The sequence below is a fragment of the Tumebacillus flagellatus genome (assembly GCF_000714935.1).
GTDB lineage: Bacteria > Bacillota > Bacilli > Tumebacillales > Tumebacillaceae > Tumebacillus > Tumebacillus flagellatus.
The window spans coordinates 144,450-159,885 of record NZ_JMIR01000012.1 but is presented as its reverse complement, the minus strand read 5'-3'; the positions used below and the strand labels follow the sequence as shown (position 1 = coordinate 159,885).

Sequence of the window (15,436 nt, the reverse complement as noted above, 5' to 3'; positions counted from 1 at the left end):
ATCCGGGCGCGTGCGCGTCCGGTGCCCGCGAGAAAGACATTACCTTGCACATCGGCCTCCAGCTCCGCGACTTGCTCCGACGCGCGGGCTTCAGCGTCGTCATGACGCGGGAAACGGATGTAGCGCCGGGCAACACCACATCGGTCAATCCGGACCTCAACGAGCGCTGCCGGATCGCCAACGCCGCGCGCGCCGATGTGTTCCTTTCCATCCACGTCAACGCTGGCGGCGGCCACGGCGCGGAAATCTACGCGAACGGCGACGGCGGCCCCATCGCGCCGCTGGCACGCGGGATCATTCAGAACGTCTCGACCGTCTGCGGCGTGCACGGGCAGGCTGTGCGCGACGGCGGCCGGGGCGGCTTCGGCTGGCGCGTGATCGTTGGCACCGACATGGATGCCATGCTCGTCGAGATCGGGTTCATCGACTCCGACGACCTCCCGAAAATCCAAGCGAACCTCGATGAATTCGCGCCGCTGATCACGCGCGCGTTCTGCGACTTCTACGGCGTGCCGTTCCCGTCGGATGCACCTGCTCCGGCACCGAAACAAACCGCTGTCGATCTCGACAAAGAGGCTGCCGCCGACGCGGTGAATCAGATCGGCGCGTTCTTCACCGAGGCACGCACGCCTGATCAGGTGGCACTCAATCGTGCGGCGAACGCGATCCGCGTCCGCGCTGGGCTCCAGATCAGCGCCGACCTTGGCAAGCCGACATCAACAGCCGCTCGACGGGTCGAAGTCCTGCTGCAAGCAATGTGGCCGCTCACGGACAATACCAAGCTCCAAGCGTGCTACAGCGCTGGCGCGGAGCAGATGCGCTCCGATCAGAAATAATCCCAACCACTTGCGAATTTAAGAAAGGGCAATCTCTCAGACGCTCTACACAGCGAGGCCCCCTTTGGTTGGAGATCGAGAAGGGGATGATACACCATGACCAACATCACAATTACCAACGAAGACTGCATGTGCCTTCTCCGCCGGACGGAATCGGAGTCCGTGGACTTGGTGCTGACCGACCCGCCGTACGGCATTGAGTTCCGGGCGACGCGCGGGTCGAAGGTGGCCACAGCCAAAGGCATCCTAAACGACCACAAAGACAACATCGGCTTCCTTGAATCCGTGGCCGTGGAGCTGTACCGCGTCCTCAAGCCTAACTCTCATCTGTACTGGTTCACGCGATGGGACAAGGTAGAGGAGCAACTTCCGATGCTCCGCAGGTGCGGCTTCCGCCCGAAAAACGCCATGATATGGATCAAAGGCGGGCATGGAATGAGTGACACTTTGGGCGCGTATGCGCCGGAGTATGAGGTCGTCCTGTTCTGTCATAAAGGTCGGCGACTGCTGAACGAAGTGGACGGCAGGAAGAGGCACACGGACGTGCTCCGCTTCTCGAAGATCGCACCGGGCTCGCTGGTTCACTCCCACCAGAAGCCTACCGCACTGTTGGAGTTCTTGATCCAGAAGTCGAGCAACGCGGGCGATCTCGTCCTCGACCCGTTCCTTGGCTCCGGGAGTACGGCGTTGGCGGCGCGGAACACCGGCAGAAGCTTCGTGGGATGCGAGCTGTCGGAGGAAATCTTCCAGATCGCGCAACAGCAACTTGCAGCATGAACGAAAGCCCTCGGCCTCGCGGCCGGGGGCTTTTTTTATTTCCTACGAGTCGATTTCGCGCTGATTGGAGGGGGTGAGAGAGGAATTCGATAGTGAAATTATCAGCCGTGTATTTTCTATGTGACGTACAATACACACAATGACTCTATAGAACTTTCAAGTCAGTAACTGTCATGTATATGAAATGAAAACCAATGAGTTTTATGTATATATATATGTTTAGTAAACTGTTTCTGATTTAATAAAATCTAGAGTAATTTATGCTTGAAGTGTACACGAATGGAGAAGTCTATACATAGAGCGGTGATGTTGTCAAGTTTGCTTGGAAACCTAGTTATATCAATAGTTTTCAGGCGATATTATTTGTAAACTGAAATTATCTCATGTTGAATAGGTTGGGAAGAGTAATCCATTTGAGAACGGAATTACCACCACGAAATTTATGTACAAATAATTACAGGTATTGAATTAGTGGTAACTCACGCATTATAGTAATGTAAAATTCACACGAGACAAAATATTTACTGTTATCTTAATGTTATGGATTTATAGAAGCGAACACTAGGCGAACAGAGCGATTTTTCGCCCCAACCCCTGCGAGCGGCAAGGATTCGCCCGCGATCTGCACGCGGGAACGTGGCGTAACGCACGAAACAGCAAAAAAGACGCCCGGCCTCGCGGCCAAGCGCCCTTGAACCATCTCGATTTATGTCAGCGCCCAAATTCGCAACGCTTGGGAATTTGGGCGCGCCGTCATGTCCTCCCTGCCCTGCTCATAGGATGAAATATACTTACGATAAAACCATGGTTTCGTAGAGCTACCCAACAAAATGGAGGCGGTCAAGGTGAAGAGAGAGGGAGTCAAGGAGAGAGCCGAACGGAGCGACAAGAAGGTGAGCATCGACGCACGCTTGCTTCCGAAACACGACGCTCGCGTTGCCGAGCTGGAATATTGCTGTAGAGTACCGAGGAAAGACATCGCGGAGTTTTTCGTGCGCGCGGTTTTATACGATCGCGACCTGATCGACTCGAAGCGCCATCACCAGCGGTTCGACTTTGAGTTCGATCCGGAGTTCATATTGTACGGCAGCGCAGGGAAGTCGAAGTACCGCAAACCAAGGGAAGCGAACCGGCGATTGTACACGCGGGTGCCGCAGGAGCTGGCCGACCGTATCGAGGCCTATGCTTACGCCCTAGGCGGCGCGTCTGTGGCGGCGACGGTGGGGAGGGTGGTAGAGTGGGGGACAGAAACACCGCGCATCGTGGCGGCGTTCCTGCGGGCGCACCCGCCGTGCGACGCGGTGCGTTTGAGGAGAATGGTCAGGTATTGGGAGTTGTGGTTTGAGAAGAAGTATCTATTCGCATGATCGCCGAGGGTTGTCACCTTTTAAACATCACCGGCTCACGCGGGGGAGGGGAAGAGTTCCGTTTGAGATGGCGACGATCCGCGCTTTGAGGTAGGCCGGCACTTTCGGATTGACTCGTTGTTTCCCATGTCCGTACAACTCGACCTGGTTCTCTTTGTTCACGACAAACCCGTATGTTTGGTCGAGCGTAAGATTCGTGAGTTTGCCGGAGCGTAGGAACCGCTTCTGGTTGACGCGCCACACTCCGTTTCTTGAAGTCCACACTTTAAATCTCACCTCTGTCAATGCTATACTTTCTTTTAGTAGTATTCTAAATTTTATGTGAGGTGAGATTATGTTTCAAGCCCATTCGATTATACCGCCAGCTCCCGACTTTCGAGCTGGTGAAATGCTACCTCCCGGTCCGGGCTACGATGTGCCGCCGTCGCTTGGCAATGATGTGCCTCCGACTCCCAACAAACCGAAGCCGAACTTCTATGCCGCTGAGATCGGCCCGCAGCCTTACTCTGAAAGCGTAGCATCTCCCGATTCGGATTCTGACGCGCCGATTAACCCCTATCGCGTCGGCGATTTCTTGCCTCCGACACCGTTGCAAGTAGGTGAATACCTCTCACCAAGACCTGCCGCCGCTTCCGTACAAGGATGAGTTCGCGCCGCCTGTCGTCAACCTGATCCACTAAAGAATAGACCACTCCCTACGTCGGAGTGGTCTATTCATGTATTTGAGGGTTCAAAAATGCACACATCGCAGAGCATTAAACAAGTATACATCATAGACTCTTAGACCAATTCATGAAAGCGTACAAAGACGCCACCAAGGGCGGCAACCCGAACGCCAACGTGGAAGACTTGGTCAAGAAGTACGGCAACGGCCAAGTCGACGACAAAACGATCAAAGAGATGCAGAAATTCATCAAGCCGAAGGACTGATCACACCTCATGGGGCGCTCGAAACGTCGCAAGCGGGAAGAGCGGGAACGACGGCAGCACGGAGCAGAGGGCGAGATCGGCTTCAGCGGAGTGGAAATTTCCGTCCCGTCGCCGTTCGCCCCGGCGCCGCCGGCCGCAAACGACCGCTTTTGGCGGTTTGCGCTGGCGTTCCTGATCATCTTCGTCCTGTTGTGGTTGCTGGCTCCGGATAAAGAGTAAGAAATAGGATCGGAAAAAACGGCCTCGGCGCGGGGTCGTTTTTTCATGCCCGCAGGAAAAAAGACGGCCAACTACTGACCGTCCGCTTTTACCTCTTGCGGGGCTTCTTCCGCGTTGCTGCCGCCTCCTGCGCCGCCGCCGCCTCCTGCGCCGCCGCCGCCCGCGCCGCCTCCGAGCAGAAATCCGGCGAGCGGCGAGTTCATCAGCGCCATGAGCAGCGTCGACCATTCGCCGGCGGTCATGTCTTTGAACTTGCCGCCGATCACTTTCGGGAGCACGCCTTCCTTGTGCAAGTGGCTGCCCACGCCGTGCAGAGCGTCAAACATCTGATCGGCGCGGCTCATGTAGCCGCTGTATTTTTTGATCTGGTCGCGCAAGTTGGTGAGGTGTTTCATCGAGTCTTCCACAAACGTCGGGCTTTTGGGGCTGGGCAGTTGGAAGCTGGGGAACGACGCGCCGCCGGGCAGCGGAGAGCGTTTGCTCTTGGGCTTGAGGGCGGCTTCAGACTTGCGCGTCTTGGCGGGTTTCGCCGATTTTGTTTGCGTCTTGGCGTTCTTGGGCGGGGATTTCAGCTCGGCTTTGACGAGTTCAATTTCCTGCTCCAGAATGCGCTTGGTGGTCTCGTAGGTCGGTTGCGACGGTTCGAGGGTGGCGAGGCACGCTTTGAGCGTGCGGACGCGTTTTTCCAAACTTTTGCGGCCCTTTTTCTTGCTCTCGGGCATCGGGTGCACCTCCGCTCGGGTCATCTCCCTATAAGATATGGAAGAGCATGAACGGGCGTGTGGGCGGATACACTACTTCCTGAGACAAAATCAAGGGGAGGGACGCACATGTCGCGCAAAAAAGACGTGCACCAGGACTTTTATGCCAACCACGGAGGCGTTCACTTCACGCAAAACGTTCCGGCTGAGCAGATGAACAACTTCGTCCGCGAACTGCCGGGCGACCAGCGGGACAGCCTCTTCGAAGTGCTGGGCGAATTGGAATCGGCGGGGATGATCACCATCAAAAACGACGGTCAATTCACCGACGGCTCCGGTCATCTCGGCGGGACCGAAGGCTGCTACGAAGAATCCAGAGAGCAAAGAAACAAGTAAAAAAGCCTCCGCGCGCGGGTTGCGTGCGGAGGCTCTTTTTGTGAGGCGAGCTTACTCGGTGACTTACTTGGTCACTTTCGCGGTGATCACGCCGTTGGTTTCCTTGATGTTCGAGAGACCGAACTTCACGGAAGCAGTCGGCATGTAGTAGGAACCGCTGTAGAAGTTTTTGTTGAACTGGAGGCTGGTGTTGCCGGAAGTGCCCGGGAACACGTCGCCAGCGTCGCCGGCGTTCACGTTGTTTTCGAGGTCGAACTTGCCGTCCGCTTGGATGATGCCGACGCCGTAGTGCCATTCGTTGGTGCCGGTGTACGCGTCAACCGGGTTGTACGCCATACGGTTCGGGTTCGCGTCTTGGCCTTCATCCGGACGCCAGAAGTTGCGTTGCAGGACGTTGTCGTCGACATGGTACACGACGAGACCGTGCATGTTTTTGTTGAGTTGGCCGGTTTTCACGCCGCCGTAACGGGACAGGCCGAGGTCGTAGCCTTGGAGCTGACGGTTTTCCAGCAGGAAGTACTCGGTGCCGTGGGTGCCGTTCACGGTGTACTTGTAGACTTTGTTGGTGTTGGAAGCCGACGGGATGGTCAGGCTGTTTTGGTTGTTGATTTCAACCGCGTCTGCCAGACCCGCGAAGTAGCGGTTCCATGCGTCGAGTTGAACCGGGGTGTTGCCGTTGTATTGCAGGTAGTTCGGGTAGCGTGCCCAGGAGCCGCCCGCCATGACAGACCATGCTCCGACGCCTTCGGAGTCGTAGCCGTAGTCGTAGAGGTCCGGGAGGCCGAGGATGTGACCGAATTCATGCGCGTACACGCCGACAGCCGGAGCGAACGGACCGCTTACGAGAGAAGGATCGTAGGATGATTCGCCGTCGAAGCCGGACAAGTTGCCGCCGAGTTCCGGTTCCATCGAGTATTTGGAAACTTTCACGCCGTCGAGGATGATGCCGTTCTTTTGCACGTAAGTTTGGCCGCCGTCAGAGGTGACTTCGTCGAGGTCCCATTTGTGAGACCAGAATTGTTGCGGGTCTGCAGACCACTCGCCGCCGGTGCCTTCGTGGATGATGAAGACGCCCGGAACTTCACCGTTAACAGCGTACTTGGAGAAGTCGATTTGCGCGTCGGCCGCTTTCAGCACGTCCTCGACGAGACCTTGCACGTTGTGCGGGTAGTCGCCGAAACCGTTCGCGTTGTAATCGTTCGGGGACGTCGGGAGCGAACCGGTGTTGCCGAAGTAGTAGGAGTACGGATGCGGAGCGGTGACCCAGTTCACGTTCTCCGGAGAGTCTTGGGTGGTGACGTTCAACTTGCCGTAGGAAATTTGGTTGTAGTAGTTGTGCAGGGTGCGATCGGTCGGAGCTTTGGTGCCGTCCGGAGCCGTTGCGTATTTCGAGAATTCCGGCAGTTCGTACGGGTTGTAGGAAGTGCCGTAGAGCAGGTCGTTGAAGTATTTAGCCGGGATGCGCTCATCCGGTGCTCCCGGAACAGCGGAATGGCCGTTCTCTTCCGGGAATTTGACGAGGATCGCCAGGTTGTTTTGCGTCGGGCTGAGGGTCAGACGATCTTCCGGGCTTTTGTGGTCCGGACGGGAGTTCGGGTTTTTCTTTTTGTTGAGTTTCGGGCTCGGTTGTTTCGGTCGAATGCCTTTGTCTTGCAGAACTTTCGCAGCTTCCGGAGCCATCGTTTCAGCAGAGAATTGCACCGAACCGAGAGTGTTGTCCGCGGCTACAGCCGGAGCCGCCGTCGTGGAAGCCAACGGTTTTGCAGAGACGCCCGGAGTCGCCAGCATCGTAGCGGCGGTGAGAGACGAAACCACTGCAAAAGCAACCAGTTTTTGCTTTTGTTTCATTTGAATACCTCCCCCTTATCTGCTCGACAATCACAGAATTGTCGAATGTGTCTAAAATATAATCCACGAATACCGGAAAGTCAACAAAAAGTTTGACACATTGGGTCATTTTAATTTAACCTTATTAAAATATGAATCCGAATCGCTTAGTCTCTGTGGATGTATGAAAATTTCGTTTATACTGGAGAGGACAGGAGGCGGTTCTGATGAAAGTGATGCGTGGAGGTTGGGCGCTGGTATTGGTGGTTGTCTTGCTGTTCGGGCTGGTCGGCTGCGGGGGATCGAAAGAGACGCAGGAGCAGAAACTCACGGCGTTTAAGCAGGCGCATCAAGCGATTTACGACGCGTGGCAAGCGACGACCACTACTCAGTTGCACGATTTGCTCGCCAAGGGGCTGGTCGACCCGCTGTTGTCGCAGCAGATGACGCAGCAAAACGCCGTGATGCAGCAGCGGTTGATGCTGAACGAAAAGCACATCGTGAAGTCGATTGCCTTTAATCAATTGAGTATGGTCAAGGACGGAAGCGATGAGTTCACCGTCTACGCCGATTGGACGGTTGACGGTGTTCGCGACCACGGCGACGTGCACGAGATGACCGTTTCCTATAAGAAACAGTTCCACGTCGTGAAGCAAAAAGACGGCACTTGGAAAATCGACCAGATGACCGACCCGAACTAACAAAAAACCGCTTCAGGCGCTGCGCCTTGAAGCGGTTTTTGTTTATTCGGCTTTTCGAACGGTCGGATTGAGCACCATGAGCACGACCACCGCAAGTCCCAAGATGGAGATGTAGAGGAACAAATCGCGGACGCTGAACAAAAGGATCAGCGAGCCGATCATCGATAACGAAATGGGCTTCGCGCATTGGGAGAGAACATTCATGGTACTGCCCGCCCGACCGAGAACCTCTTGTGGAACGGCTGTCATGAAGACGGTCATCAAGGTGCCGTTTGTAATCGGCATCCCAAGGCCAATCAGAACCATGCAGGCGAGCACCAGAGCGAAAGCGTTGCAATACACGAGACCAAAGAACCCGCCCAAGATCAGGAGCAGCCCGACAGTCATCGGGACGATCTTGCGTGCTTTGGAGAAGAATCCAAGTGCAATCGAACCAAGCAGGATCCCGACAAAAAACGCAATGTCATACGAAGCGAGTGCATTTGCGGTATCTGCGTAGAGGGGGAACAAAACACTTACAGGGGCGAACATGAAGTTCAGAAGCACAACATATAAGATCAGGTTCCGTAACAACGCCGTTTGAAACACCGTTTTGAATCCAACTTTCAGGGAAGCTTTGATGGCGGTAAAATCCGCTTTGCCTTCCTTTTTCTTGTTCAGGTCTGCATGTCGAATGAACAGGATCAAGAGGAAGGAGAGCAGGAAGGAGGCAGCATTAAACCAGAAGGAAAACGAGACATTAAAGGCAAGCAAAATGGCCGACAGCGCAGGTGCGCACAGACCGACGACGGTTTGAATCGTTTGCGACACACTTTGTGCTTTCATCATGTTTTCAGCGGGTACCAAGGTTCTGAGCGATACCATTCGTGCAGGAGTGAAGAAGGCGCTGAAGGAAGAGAGGAGCACGGCAGCGGCAACAAGCATCCAAGGTTGAAGTTGACTCGTGTACCACAGGAAGCCAAGCGCCGCGACGACGACGCCTCGACAAATGTCTGCCGTCAGGAGAAAGGCTTTTTTCTTGCCCAAGTCCACAAATACACCCGCGAAGATCCCGATCAAAATGGTTGGAATCAATTCGGCTGTCAGAACCATCGACATCTGCACACCGGAACCGGTCAAGATCTTCATCGCCCAAAGCAGTGCCAATGCGTATACGCCATCTCCAAGGTCGGATACAAACTGTGCGAAAACCAAATAACAATAATTACGATTCGCCAACAAGTCTCGCATACCGGGAGCCTTTGGCGGGCTTGAAGTTGCTGCGTCTGTATTGCTCATGTACATCCTCCTATCGAATGGAAAACCAGAACTATGGAAGGAACAGTCCAGTTCGTTTTCTGAAATAAACGAATTTTCCGTCTGTGAAAACAATCTGGAAACTTATGTTCCCTTCCCTCCCTCTGCAATATCTGTTTATGAGGAAGTTTAGTTGTATTGAGTATAACTTGGATATAATATACAATTCGAATAATAACATGGTAGGATTTGGGGATCAATACCAGGTTTCCGGTTTTTCTTTCTCCTTGATCAATTTGATTTTTGTCGTTGAGTTAAACAAAAAGACCACCTCTCCTCAAGGAGGGGTGGTCTTTGCGGTTTTTGGTTTACTGGACTTCTCGGAGGAACGCTTCCAAGCGGTCCATCGCTTTGGCGAGGTTCTCGCGGGAGGTGGCGTAGGAGATGCGGAAGTTGTTCGGCGAGCCGAAGCCGGAGCCCGGCACGAGCGAGATGTTCGCTTTCTCCAACAGCAGCGCCGCAAAGTCGTCGCAGTTGTTGATGGCATGCCCTTGGTACGATTTGCCGAACGTCCCGGAGCAGTTCGGGAACACGTAGAAAGCACCCGTCGGGGTTTCACAGGATACGTGCGGCATCGCGCGCAGGCGTTCCAGCACGTAGTCGCGGCGCCAGCGGAATTCCGGAACCATCGTATCGTCTTTGTGGTCAAGCGCGGCTGCGGCCGCTTTTTGCGAAATCGAAGCCGGGTTGGCTGTGGTGTGGCTTTGGAACGACGTCATCGCTTTGACGATCGCGCGGTCGGCCGCCAGATAGCCGACGCGCCAGCCGGTCATGGAATAGGATTTGGAGAAGCCGTTGATGACGATGGTGCGTTTTTGGATGTCTTCGCCCAGCGAGGCGATGGAGATCTGCTCCACGCCGTAGACGAGCTGGTCGTAGATTTCGTCGGAAATCACATAGAAGTCATGCTTGCGAACGACTTCGGCCAGCGCTTGCAGTTCCTCCGGCGTGTAGACCGCGCCGGTCGGGTTGCTCGGCGAGTTGAGGAGCAGGACTTTGGTCTTCGCGGTGACCGCCGCTTCCAATTGCGCCGGGGTGATTTTAAACCCGGTGCTTTCGTCGGTCGGGAGGATGACCGGAACCCCTTCGGCGAGGCGGATCATCTCCGGATAGGAAACCCAGTACGGAGCCGGCAAGATCACTTCGTCGCCCGGGTTGCAAAGCGCCATGAAGGCGTTGTACAGCGAGTGTTTCGCGCCAGAGGAGACGAGGATGTCGTCAGCGGTATAGGACAACCGTTTGGTTGCGAGCTGTTCGGCGATCTTCTTGCGCAGTTCCACGATGCCCGGAACGGCGGTGTACTTGGTGAATTGCTGGTCAATCGCTGCTTTGCCCGCCGCGCACGCGACTTCCGGCGTACCGAAATCCGGTTCGCCGACGCTCAAGTTGATGACGTCGATGCCCTCGGCGATCATCGCTTTCGTCTTGGTGTCGATGGAAAGCGTTGGGGACGGGGCGATGTTTTTCACCCGGTCGGACAGTCCAAATGCCATGTCGGTTTCCCTCCAGTAATCCTATTTCTACTACTTCTTACAATACTCGTGCACTATTTGGCAGTCAAGCAAACGGCGGGTCGGTTTTTCGTGCCCGACCCGCCTGTTTTTTCCTACTGTATTCAGTTTCCGGTGACCCAGTTCCAAAAGGACCGGAACCCGCTCTCCGTCTTCTGCGTGATGTTCTTCGCCGTGCCGGTCACAGACGGATGCGTTTCGCACCACTCGGTCGGCTCCGACCCTGCCAAGAAATACTCGCGTTGCCGCTCCGGGCAGTTTTCCGTCGCCAATTGGCCGGTGTGCGGGTCGATGTACAACTCGGTGACATTGTCCGGCTTCGGGAAATCGTGCACCGCGATCCCTTCATGCGCCGCGTTCATAAACTGCGCCCAGATCGGCGCGGCGACGTACGACTCGGTCGGCGATAGCAGTTGGTCTTTGTCATAGCCGACCCAAACGGCCGTCACGAGGTCGGGGGTGTAGCCGATCATCCACGCGTCGGTGTCGGTCGTGCCGCTCTTGCCCGCCGCCGGGCGGTCGAACATCTGGTGTACGCGGTAGCCGGTGCCCGCTGGCGAGGTGTACACCGATTTCATCATGTCGGTGAGGATGTACGTCACGCCGGGGTCGAGGATCGCTTCCCGCTGCTCTTGAAAGGCGCGGATCGTGCGGTTGTCGGCGTCTTCGATCTGCGCGACGACGTGCGGCTCGACTTTGTAGCCTCCGTTGGCGAGCGGCGCGTACGCTTTGACCATCTCAAGCGGCGATTCCGGAAACACGCCGAGCGCAAGCGACGGGTACGGCTTCATGTCGCCGGTCAGCCCCAGCGCTTTGGCGGTGTTGATCACTTTTTGCGGCCCGATGTCCATCACGGTCGTCACGGCAAACACATTGTCGGAGCGGGCGATCGCATCGCGAAACGAAATGTAGTCGTGCAGATAGGAATCGCCGTAGTTGTGCACGTCGTACGTTTTTTCCTCGCCTTGGTCGTCGCGGTATTTGAACGTCGTCTGCTCGCTTTTGATGCGGGTGGCGGGCGTGAAGTTGTTCATCAAGGCTGTCAGATAGACGACCGGCTTGAACGCGGAGCCCGGTTGGCGCTTGGCGAGGGCGCGGTTGAACGAGCTTTGCTTGTAGTCTTTGCCGCCGACCATCGCTTTGATTTCGCCGGTTTTCGGGTCCATCGCAATCAGGGAAACCTGCATGTTGCGGGAGGAGGCGGGGAGTTTTTTCAACTGGTCCTGCACGGCTTGCTCGGCGGCGGCTTGCATCTTGGGGTCGAGCGTGGTCTGAATTTGAAGTCCCCCGCGATAGAGTTCGTCGTCGGAGATGCCGTAGTTGTTTTTCAATTGGTACGACACGTAGTCCGTGAAGTACGGAGCCGTGCCGGACGGAGTCTGTTGGGGGGCCAGTTCGATTTTTTCCTGATAGGCGGCGTCGGCTTCCGCTTTCGTGATGTAGCCTTGGCCCGCCATCAGATCGAGCACCGTGCGCTGGCGGTCCTTGGCTTGGTCGAAGTCGAGGAACGGATCGTAGAGGCTCGGGCCTTTGGGGAGGCCGGCGAGCAGCGCGCATTCGGCGAGGTCGAGGTCTTGGGCGTCCTTGTTAAAATAGGTCTTGGCGGCGGTTTCCACGCCGTATGCGCCGTGGCCGTAGTAGATGACGTTCAGGTATTGCTCCAAGATTTCGTCCTTGGAGTAGTTCATCTCCAACTGGATCGTCAGCATCGCTTCCCGCAGTTTGCGCGAGACGGTCTGGTCTTGGGTGAGAAACAAGTTCTTGGCGAGTTGCTGCGTGATCGTGGAGCCGCCTTCGACGACGTGTCCGCTTTTGAGATCGACCCACAGCGCGCGGGCGATGCCGAACGGGTTGATGCCGCTGTGGTGGTAGAACTGCTGGTCTTCCACCGAAAGGGTCCCGTCGATCAAGTTTTTCGGGATGTCGGCAAGCGGGATCTTGATCCGGTGTTGGGTTGAGCCTTGGACGAGCGAGGTCAGCGTGCTGCCGTCGCCGGCGACGAGCGCGGACGGGTTGGCAATCTCGTTGGGGGGCAGGTCCGAATAGCGCAAATATAAGTAGAAGAAAGTCCCGAATGCCAGTGTGGACATCAAGAAGATGACCATCGCTTTCCAAAACCACATCGCCGGACCCCGTCTGCGCGGTCTGGGATGCAGTTGCAGGTCGGTTTCGAGGTTCTCTTCCCAGTCTTCGTTGTAAGGAGTTTTCATAGCGGCTCCTCCCTGTTTGGATTCCTAATCACCCAGTATGATCCAACGATCGTCGAAACATACGAGATTTCTTATCAAAAAGTCGCGAAAACCTGTTTATTTTCTCACTAGATTTGGTATAATACCTACCGTCTGCCTTAAAAGTCAGCATCGACCTGCAAGTTCACATACATACCCACCCAAGGAGGTTCTCACCCGATGGAACTTTGGTACACCGAGAAACAAACTGAGAACTACGGCATCACCGCGAAGATTGAAAAGACCCTGCACACCGAGCAATCGGAATTCCAACGCATCGACCTGATCGAAACCAACCAATGGGGCAAGATGCTCGTCCTCGACGGCATGGTCATGACCACCGACAAGGACGAATTCGTCTACCATGAGATGATCACGCACCTCGCGATGAACACCCACCCGAACCCGAAGCGCGTCCTCGTTGTCGGCGGCGGCGACGGCGGCGCGATCCGCGAGATCTTGAAATACCCGTCTATCGAAACCGCAGTTCTTGCGGAAATCGACGGCCGCGTCATCGAAGTCTCCAAGGAATACCTGCCGGAGATCGCGGGCAAGCTCGAAGATCCGCGCGTCGACGTGCAAGTCGTGGACGGCATCAAGTATATCCACGACAACAAAAACTCGTTCGACGTCATCCTCGTCGACTCCACCGAACCGGTCGGCCCGGCTGTCGGTCTGTTCGCGCGCGACTTCTACCAAGGCATCTACGAAGCGCTCAAGGAAGACGGCATCATGGTCGCGCAATCCGAGTCGCCGTGGTTCAACTCCGAACTGATCACCCGCGTGTTCAAAGACATCGCGTCGATCTACCCGGTCACCCGCTACTACACCGCGTCGATCCCGACCTACCCGTCCGGCCTCTGGTCTTGGACGATGGGCTCCAAGAAGTACGATCCGCTTGAAGTGGACGAAGCGAAACTGATCGAGCCGGAAAACACCAAGTACTACCACAAAGGCATGCACAAAACGGTCTTCACGCTGCCGAAATTCGTAGGGGAGCTGTTGAAATAACATGACCATCCACCGCATGAAACACGACCCGGCCTACAGCGGACGCGAATTCATCGGCGCTACCTCGAACTACGAAGAAGCGGATGTCGTCATCTACGGCATGCCGATGGACTGGACGGTCTCGTTCCGTGCCGGCACCCGTCTCGGCCCGCAACGCGTCCGTGAAGTTTCGATCCTCTTGGAAGAGTACTCCCCGTACTTGGACAAGCACCTCGAAGAAGTCTCCTACTTCGACGCGGGCGACATTCCGCTGACGTTCGGCAACCCGGCGAAGTCGGTCGATCAGATCTACGACTATGTCAAAGGATTGCTTGACGACGGCAAGTTCCCGATCGGTCTGGGCGGCGAGCATCTCGTCACCTGGGGTCCGGTTCGCGCTTTCCACGAGAAGTATCCGGACCTCGTCGTCATCCAATTCGACGCGCACGCCGACCTGCGCGAAGACTACGAAGGCGAGCCGTACTCGCATGCTTCCGTTCTGCGCAAAGCGTGCGACATCGTCGGCCCGAAGAACGTCTACCAGTTCGGCATCCGTTCCGGCACCCGCGAAGAATTCCACTGGGCGCGCGAGAACACGAACTTCTACCCGTTCGATGTGTTGGAGCCGCTCAAGGGTTGCATCGACGAGCTCAAAGGCCGTCCGATCTACCTGACCATCGACATCGACGTCGTCGATCCGGCGGAAGCGCCGGGCACCGGCACGCTCGATGCGGGCGGGATCACCGCGCGTGAACTGTTCAAAGCGCTCTACTTGATGCGCGACGCAGGCTTGAACATCGTCGGCTTCGACCTCGTCGAAGTCGCACCGGTGTACGATCCGGCGGAACAAACGCAAATTCTGGCGTCCAAGATCGTGCGCGAAGTGCTGCTCGGTCTGGCCCCGCAGAAGAAATAAGAACGCAGAAGAAATAAGTTCGCAGAAAAAAGCAACTCCGGATGCCGGGGTTGCTTTTTTCAAACATCGGATTTGTGAAAAACGGGAGTGGTGAACATGGAAGGCAAATTGAAGGTGGCAGTCCGCGTTCGGTCGCAGCAACGCGCCAAAAACGGGGAGCGGATGACGTTTCGCACCGAATCCGAAGGCATGCTGTATCAAAAAGGCGATGTGCTCTACATCTCCTATCGCGAAGGAGAAGAGCAAGGGTTGGGGCAAACGTTGACGACGCTGCGCATCGAAGGACGCCGCGTCACCTTGATCCGCCAAGGCGAGACAGTGATGAAGCAGTCGCTCGTCAAAGGCGCGGAGCAGACCGGCACGTACAAAACCCCGCACGGGACGTTTGAATTGGTCACGCGCACGTCGCACCTCGTCGTCAACATGGGAGCGCAGGGCGGAACGCTCGATGCGTTGTATAATCTCCGGCTGGCGGGGGATAAGAGTCGTATCGAGTTACAAGTCGAAGTCAAACCGCTGTAAGGCGAAACGAGGTGGAACGACATGGATACGAAGATCTTGCTTCTCTCGCTGGTGACCGGCGCGATCGTCGGCGCACTGTTTCAACTGATGCGCTTGCCGCTCCCGGCACCGCCCGTCCTCTCCGGGATTCTCGGCATCGTCGGCATCTGGCTCGGCGCGCAAGTTGTCGAGTGGATCAAAGGGATGTTCTAATATCAGGACAAACGTGGAACGCCAATT

18 protein-coding genes are annotated in these 15,436 nt (G+C 56.0%); 12 read left to right on the top strand and 6 right to left on the bottom strand.

The window, feature by feature from the left end:
• The 3 genes from EL26_RS23680 to EL26_RS10190 all read left to right on the top strand — a co-directional run.
• Positions 1-836 (top strand): N-acetylmuramoyl-L-alanine amidase family protein (locus EL26_RS23680; RefSeq protein WP_161780706.1); only part of this gene is annotated, 836 nt, incomplete at its 5' end.
• A 129-nt stretch (positions 837-965) separates the two neighbouring features.
• A complete protein-coding gene (locus tag EL26_RS10195; RefSeq protein WP_038087804.1) occupies positions 966-1,613 on the top strand; it encodes a DNA-methyltransferase in 648 nt (215 codons plus the stop codon).
• Between the two features lie 845 nt (positions 1,614-2,458).
• The gene (locus EL26_RS10190) at positions 2,459-2,980 is read left to right on the top strand and encodes a hypothetical protein (RefSeq protein ID WP_038087713.1); all 522 of its coding nucleotides are present in this window, start codon (positions 2,459-2,461) and stop codon (positions 2,978-2,980) included.
• Positions 2,981-3,007: 27 nt separating this feature from the next.
• On the opposite strand, the gene EL26_RS10185 is transcribed toward EL26_RS10190, so the two are convergent.
• On the bottom strand, positions 3,008-3,244 hold the full coding sequence (locus tag EL26_RS10185; RefSeq protein ID WP_152559230.1) for a hypothetical protein: 237 nt from the start codon (positions 3,242-3,244) through the stop codon (positions 3,008-3,010).
• Positions 3,245-3,368: 124 nt separating this feature from the next.
• On the opposite strand from EL26_RS10185, the gene EL26_RS24955 reads away from it, so the two are divergent.
• From EL26_RS24955 to EL26_RS10180, 3 genes are all read left to right on the top strand, one after another.
• The gene (locus EL26_RS24955) at positions 3,369-3,626 is read left to right on the top strand and encodes a hypothetical protein (protein ID WP_152559229.1); all 258 of its coding nucleotides are present in this window, start codon (positions 3,369-3,371) and stop codon (positions 3,624-3,626) included.
• Between the two features lie 146 nt (positions 3,627-3,772).
• Positions 3,773-3,910: a hypothetical protein gene (locus EL26_RS25480; RefSeq protein ID WP_161780705.1), complete on the top strand. Its 138-nt coding sequence runs from the start codon at positions 3,773-3,775 to the stop codon at positions 3,908-3,910.
• Positions 3,911-3,919: 9 nt separating this feature from the next.
• Entirely contained in the window at positions 3,920-4,129 is a 210-nt protein-coding gene (locus EL26_RS10180; RefSeq protein ID WP_038087709.1) for a hypothetical protein, read from the top strand.
• 71 nt (positions 4,130-4,200) lie between these two features.
• Here the strand turns inward: EL26_RS10180 and EL26_RS24950 are convergent, their stop codons facing one another.
• Positions 4,201-4,851: a hypothetical protein gene (locus EL26_RS24950; RefSeq protein WP_038087708.1), complete on the bottom strand. Its 651-nt coding sequence runs from the start codon at positions 4,849-4,851 to the stop codon at positions 4,201-4,203.
• Between the two features lie 108 nt (positions 4,852-4,959).
• On the opposite strand from EL26_RS24950, the gene EL26_RS10170 reads away from it, so the two are divergent.
• A complete protein-coding gene (locus tag EL26_RS10170) occupies positions 4,960-5,226 on the top strand; it encodes a hypothetical protein (RefSeq protein ID WP_038087706.1) in 267 nt (88 codons plus the stop codon).
• Positions 5,227-5,289: 63 nt separating this feature from the next.
• Here the strand turns inward: EL26_RS10170 and EL26_RS10165 are convergent, their stop codons facing one another.
• Entirely contained in the window at positions 5,290-7,074 is a 1,785-nt protein-coding gene (locus EL26_RS10165) for a M6 family metalloprotease domain-containing protein (RefSeq protein WP_052036223.1), read from the bottom strand.
• Between the two features lie 206 nt (positions 7,075-7,280).
• On the opposite strand from EL26_RS10165, the gene EL26_RS10160 reads away from it, so the two are divergent.
• Complete coding sequence (locus EL26_RS10160; RefSeq protein ID WP_038087703.1) at positions 7,281-7,754, top strand: hypothetical protein; 474 nt, start codon at positions 7,281-7,283, stop codon at positions 7,752-7,754.
• A gap of 42 nt (positions 7,755-7,796) precedes the next feature.
• On the opposite strand, the gene EL26_RS10155 is transcribed toward EL26_RS10160, so the two are convergent.
• From EL26_RS10155 to EL26_RS10145, 3 genes are all read right to left on the bottom strand, one after another.
• Positions 7,797-9,032: an MFS transporter gene (locus EL26_RS10155; RefSeq protein WP_052036222.1), complete on the bottom strand. Its 1,236-nt coding sequence runs from the start codon at positions 9,030-9,032 to the stop codon at positions 7,797-7,799.
• Positions 9,033-9,358: 326 nt separating this feature from the next.
• A complete protein-coding gene (locus EL26_RS10150; RefSeq protein ID WP_038087700.1) occupies positions 9,359-10,543 on the bottom strand; it encodes a pyridoxal phosphate-dependent aminotransferase in 1,185 nt (394 codons plus the stop codon).
• 122 nt (positions 10,544-10,665) lie between these two features.
• Positions 10,666-12,771 carry a transglycosylase domain-containing protein gene (locus EL26_RS10145; protein WP_052036221.1) on the bottom strand — a complete coding sequence of 702 codons (2,106 nt, stop codon included), beginning with the start codon at positions 12,769-12,771 and terminating at the stop codon, positions 10,666-10,668.
• Between the two features lie 198 nt (positions 12,772-12,969).
• Between EL26_RS10145 and speE the strand changes: the two genes are divergently transcribed.
• The 4 genes from speE to EL26_RS24530 all read left to right on the top strand — a co-directional run bounded on the left by speE (position 12,970) and on the right by EL26_RS24530 (position 15,409).
• Positions 12,970-13,800 carry a polyamine aminopropyltransferase gene (speE, locus tag EL26_RS10140; protein ID WP_038087697.1) on the top strand — a complete coding sequence of 277 codons (831 nt, stop codon included), beginning with the start codon at positions 12,970-12,972 and terminating at the stop codon, positions 13,798-13,800.
• 16 nt (positions 13,801-13,816) lie between these two features.
• Positions 13,817-14,695, top strand: coding sequence for an agmatinase (speB, locus tag EL26_RS10135; RefSeq protein WP_038087793.1), 879 nt, complete (start codon positions 13,817-13,819; stop codon positions 14,693-14,695).
• Positions 14,696-14,791: 96 nt separating this feature from the next.
• The gene (locus EL26_RS23675) at positions 14,792-15,217 is read left to right on the top strand and encodes a YwiB family protein (RefSeq protein ID WP_052036220.1); all 426 of its coding nucleotides are present in this window, start codon (positions 14,792-14,794) and stop codon (positions 15,215-15,217) included.
• Positions 15,218-15,238: 21 nt separating this feature from the next.
• Positions 15,239-15,409, top strand: coding sequence for a XapX domain-containing protein (locus EL26_RS24530; RefSeq protein WP_081857105.1), 171 nt, complete (start codon positions 15,239-15,241; stop codon positions 15,407-15,409).
• The last annotated feature ends 27 nt before the right edge of the window (positions 15,410-15,436 follow it).

Coding starts and splice junctions, on each gene's coding strand:
- EL26_RS10195 (WP_038087804.1), top strand. CDS start 966: ATGTGCCTTCTCCGCCGGACGGAATCGGAGTCCGTGGACTTGGTGCTG.
- EL26_RS24955 (WP_152559229.1), top strand. CDS start 3,369: ATGCTACCTCCCGGTCCGGGCTACGATGTGCCGCCGTCGCTTGGCAAT.
- EL26_RS25480 (WP_161780705.1), top strand. CDS start 3,773: ATGAAAGCGTACAAAGACGCCACCAAGGGCGGCAACCCGAACGCCAAC.
- EL26_RS10180 (WP_038087709.1), top strand. CDS start 3,920: ATGGGGCGCTCGAAACGTCGCAAGCGGGAAGAGCGGGAACGACGGCAG.
- EL26_RS24950 (WP_038087708.1), bottom strand. CDS start 4,851: ATGCCCGAGAGCAAGAAAAAGGGCCGCAAAAGTTTGGAAAAACGCGTC.
- EL26_RS10170 (WP_038087706.1), top strand. CDS start 4,960: ATGTCGCGCAAAAAAGACGTGCACCAGGACTTTTATGCCAACCACGGA.
- EL26_RS10165 (WP_052036223.1), bottom strand. CDS start 7,074: ATGAAACAAAAGCAAAAACTGGTTGCTTTTGCAGTGGTTTCGTCTCTC.
- EL26_RS10160 (WP_038087703.1), top strand. CDS start 7,281: ATGAAAGTGATGCGTGGAGGTTGGGCGCTGGTATTGGTGGTTGTCTTG.
- EL26_RS10155 (WP_052036222.1), bottom strand. CDS start 9,032: ATGAGCAATACAGACGCAGCAACTTCAAGCCCGCCAAAGGCTCCCGGT.
- EL26_RS10150 (WP_038087700.1), bottom strand. CDS start 10,543: ATGGCATTTGGACTGTCCGACCGGGTGAAAAACATCGCCCCGTCCCCA.
- EL26_RS10145 (WP_052036221.1), bottom strand. CDS start 12,771: ATGAAAACTCCTTACAACGAAGACTGGGAAGAGAACCTCGAAACCGAC.
- speE (WP_038087697.1), top strand. CDS start 12,970: ATGGAACTTTGGTACACCGAGAAACAAACTGAGAACTACGGCATCACC.
- speB (WP_038087793.1), top strand. CDS start 13,817: ATGAAACACGACCCGGCCTACAGCGGACGCGAATTCATCGGCGCTACC.
- EL26_RS23675 (WP_052036220.1), top strand. CDS start 14,792: ATGGAAGGCAAATTGAAGGTGGCAGTCCGCGTTCGGTCGCAGCAACGC.
- EL26_RS24530 (WP_081857105.1), top strand. CDS start 15,239: ATGGATACGAAGATCTTGCTTCTCTCGCTGGTGACCGGCGCGATCGTC.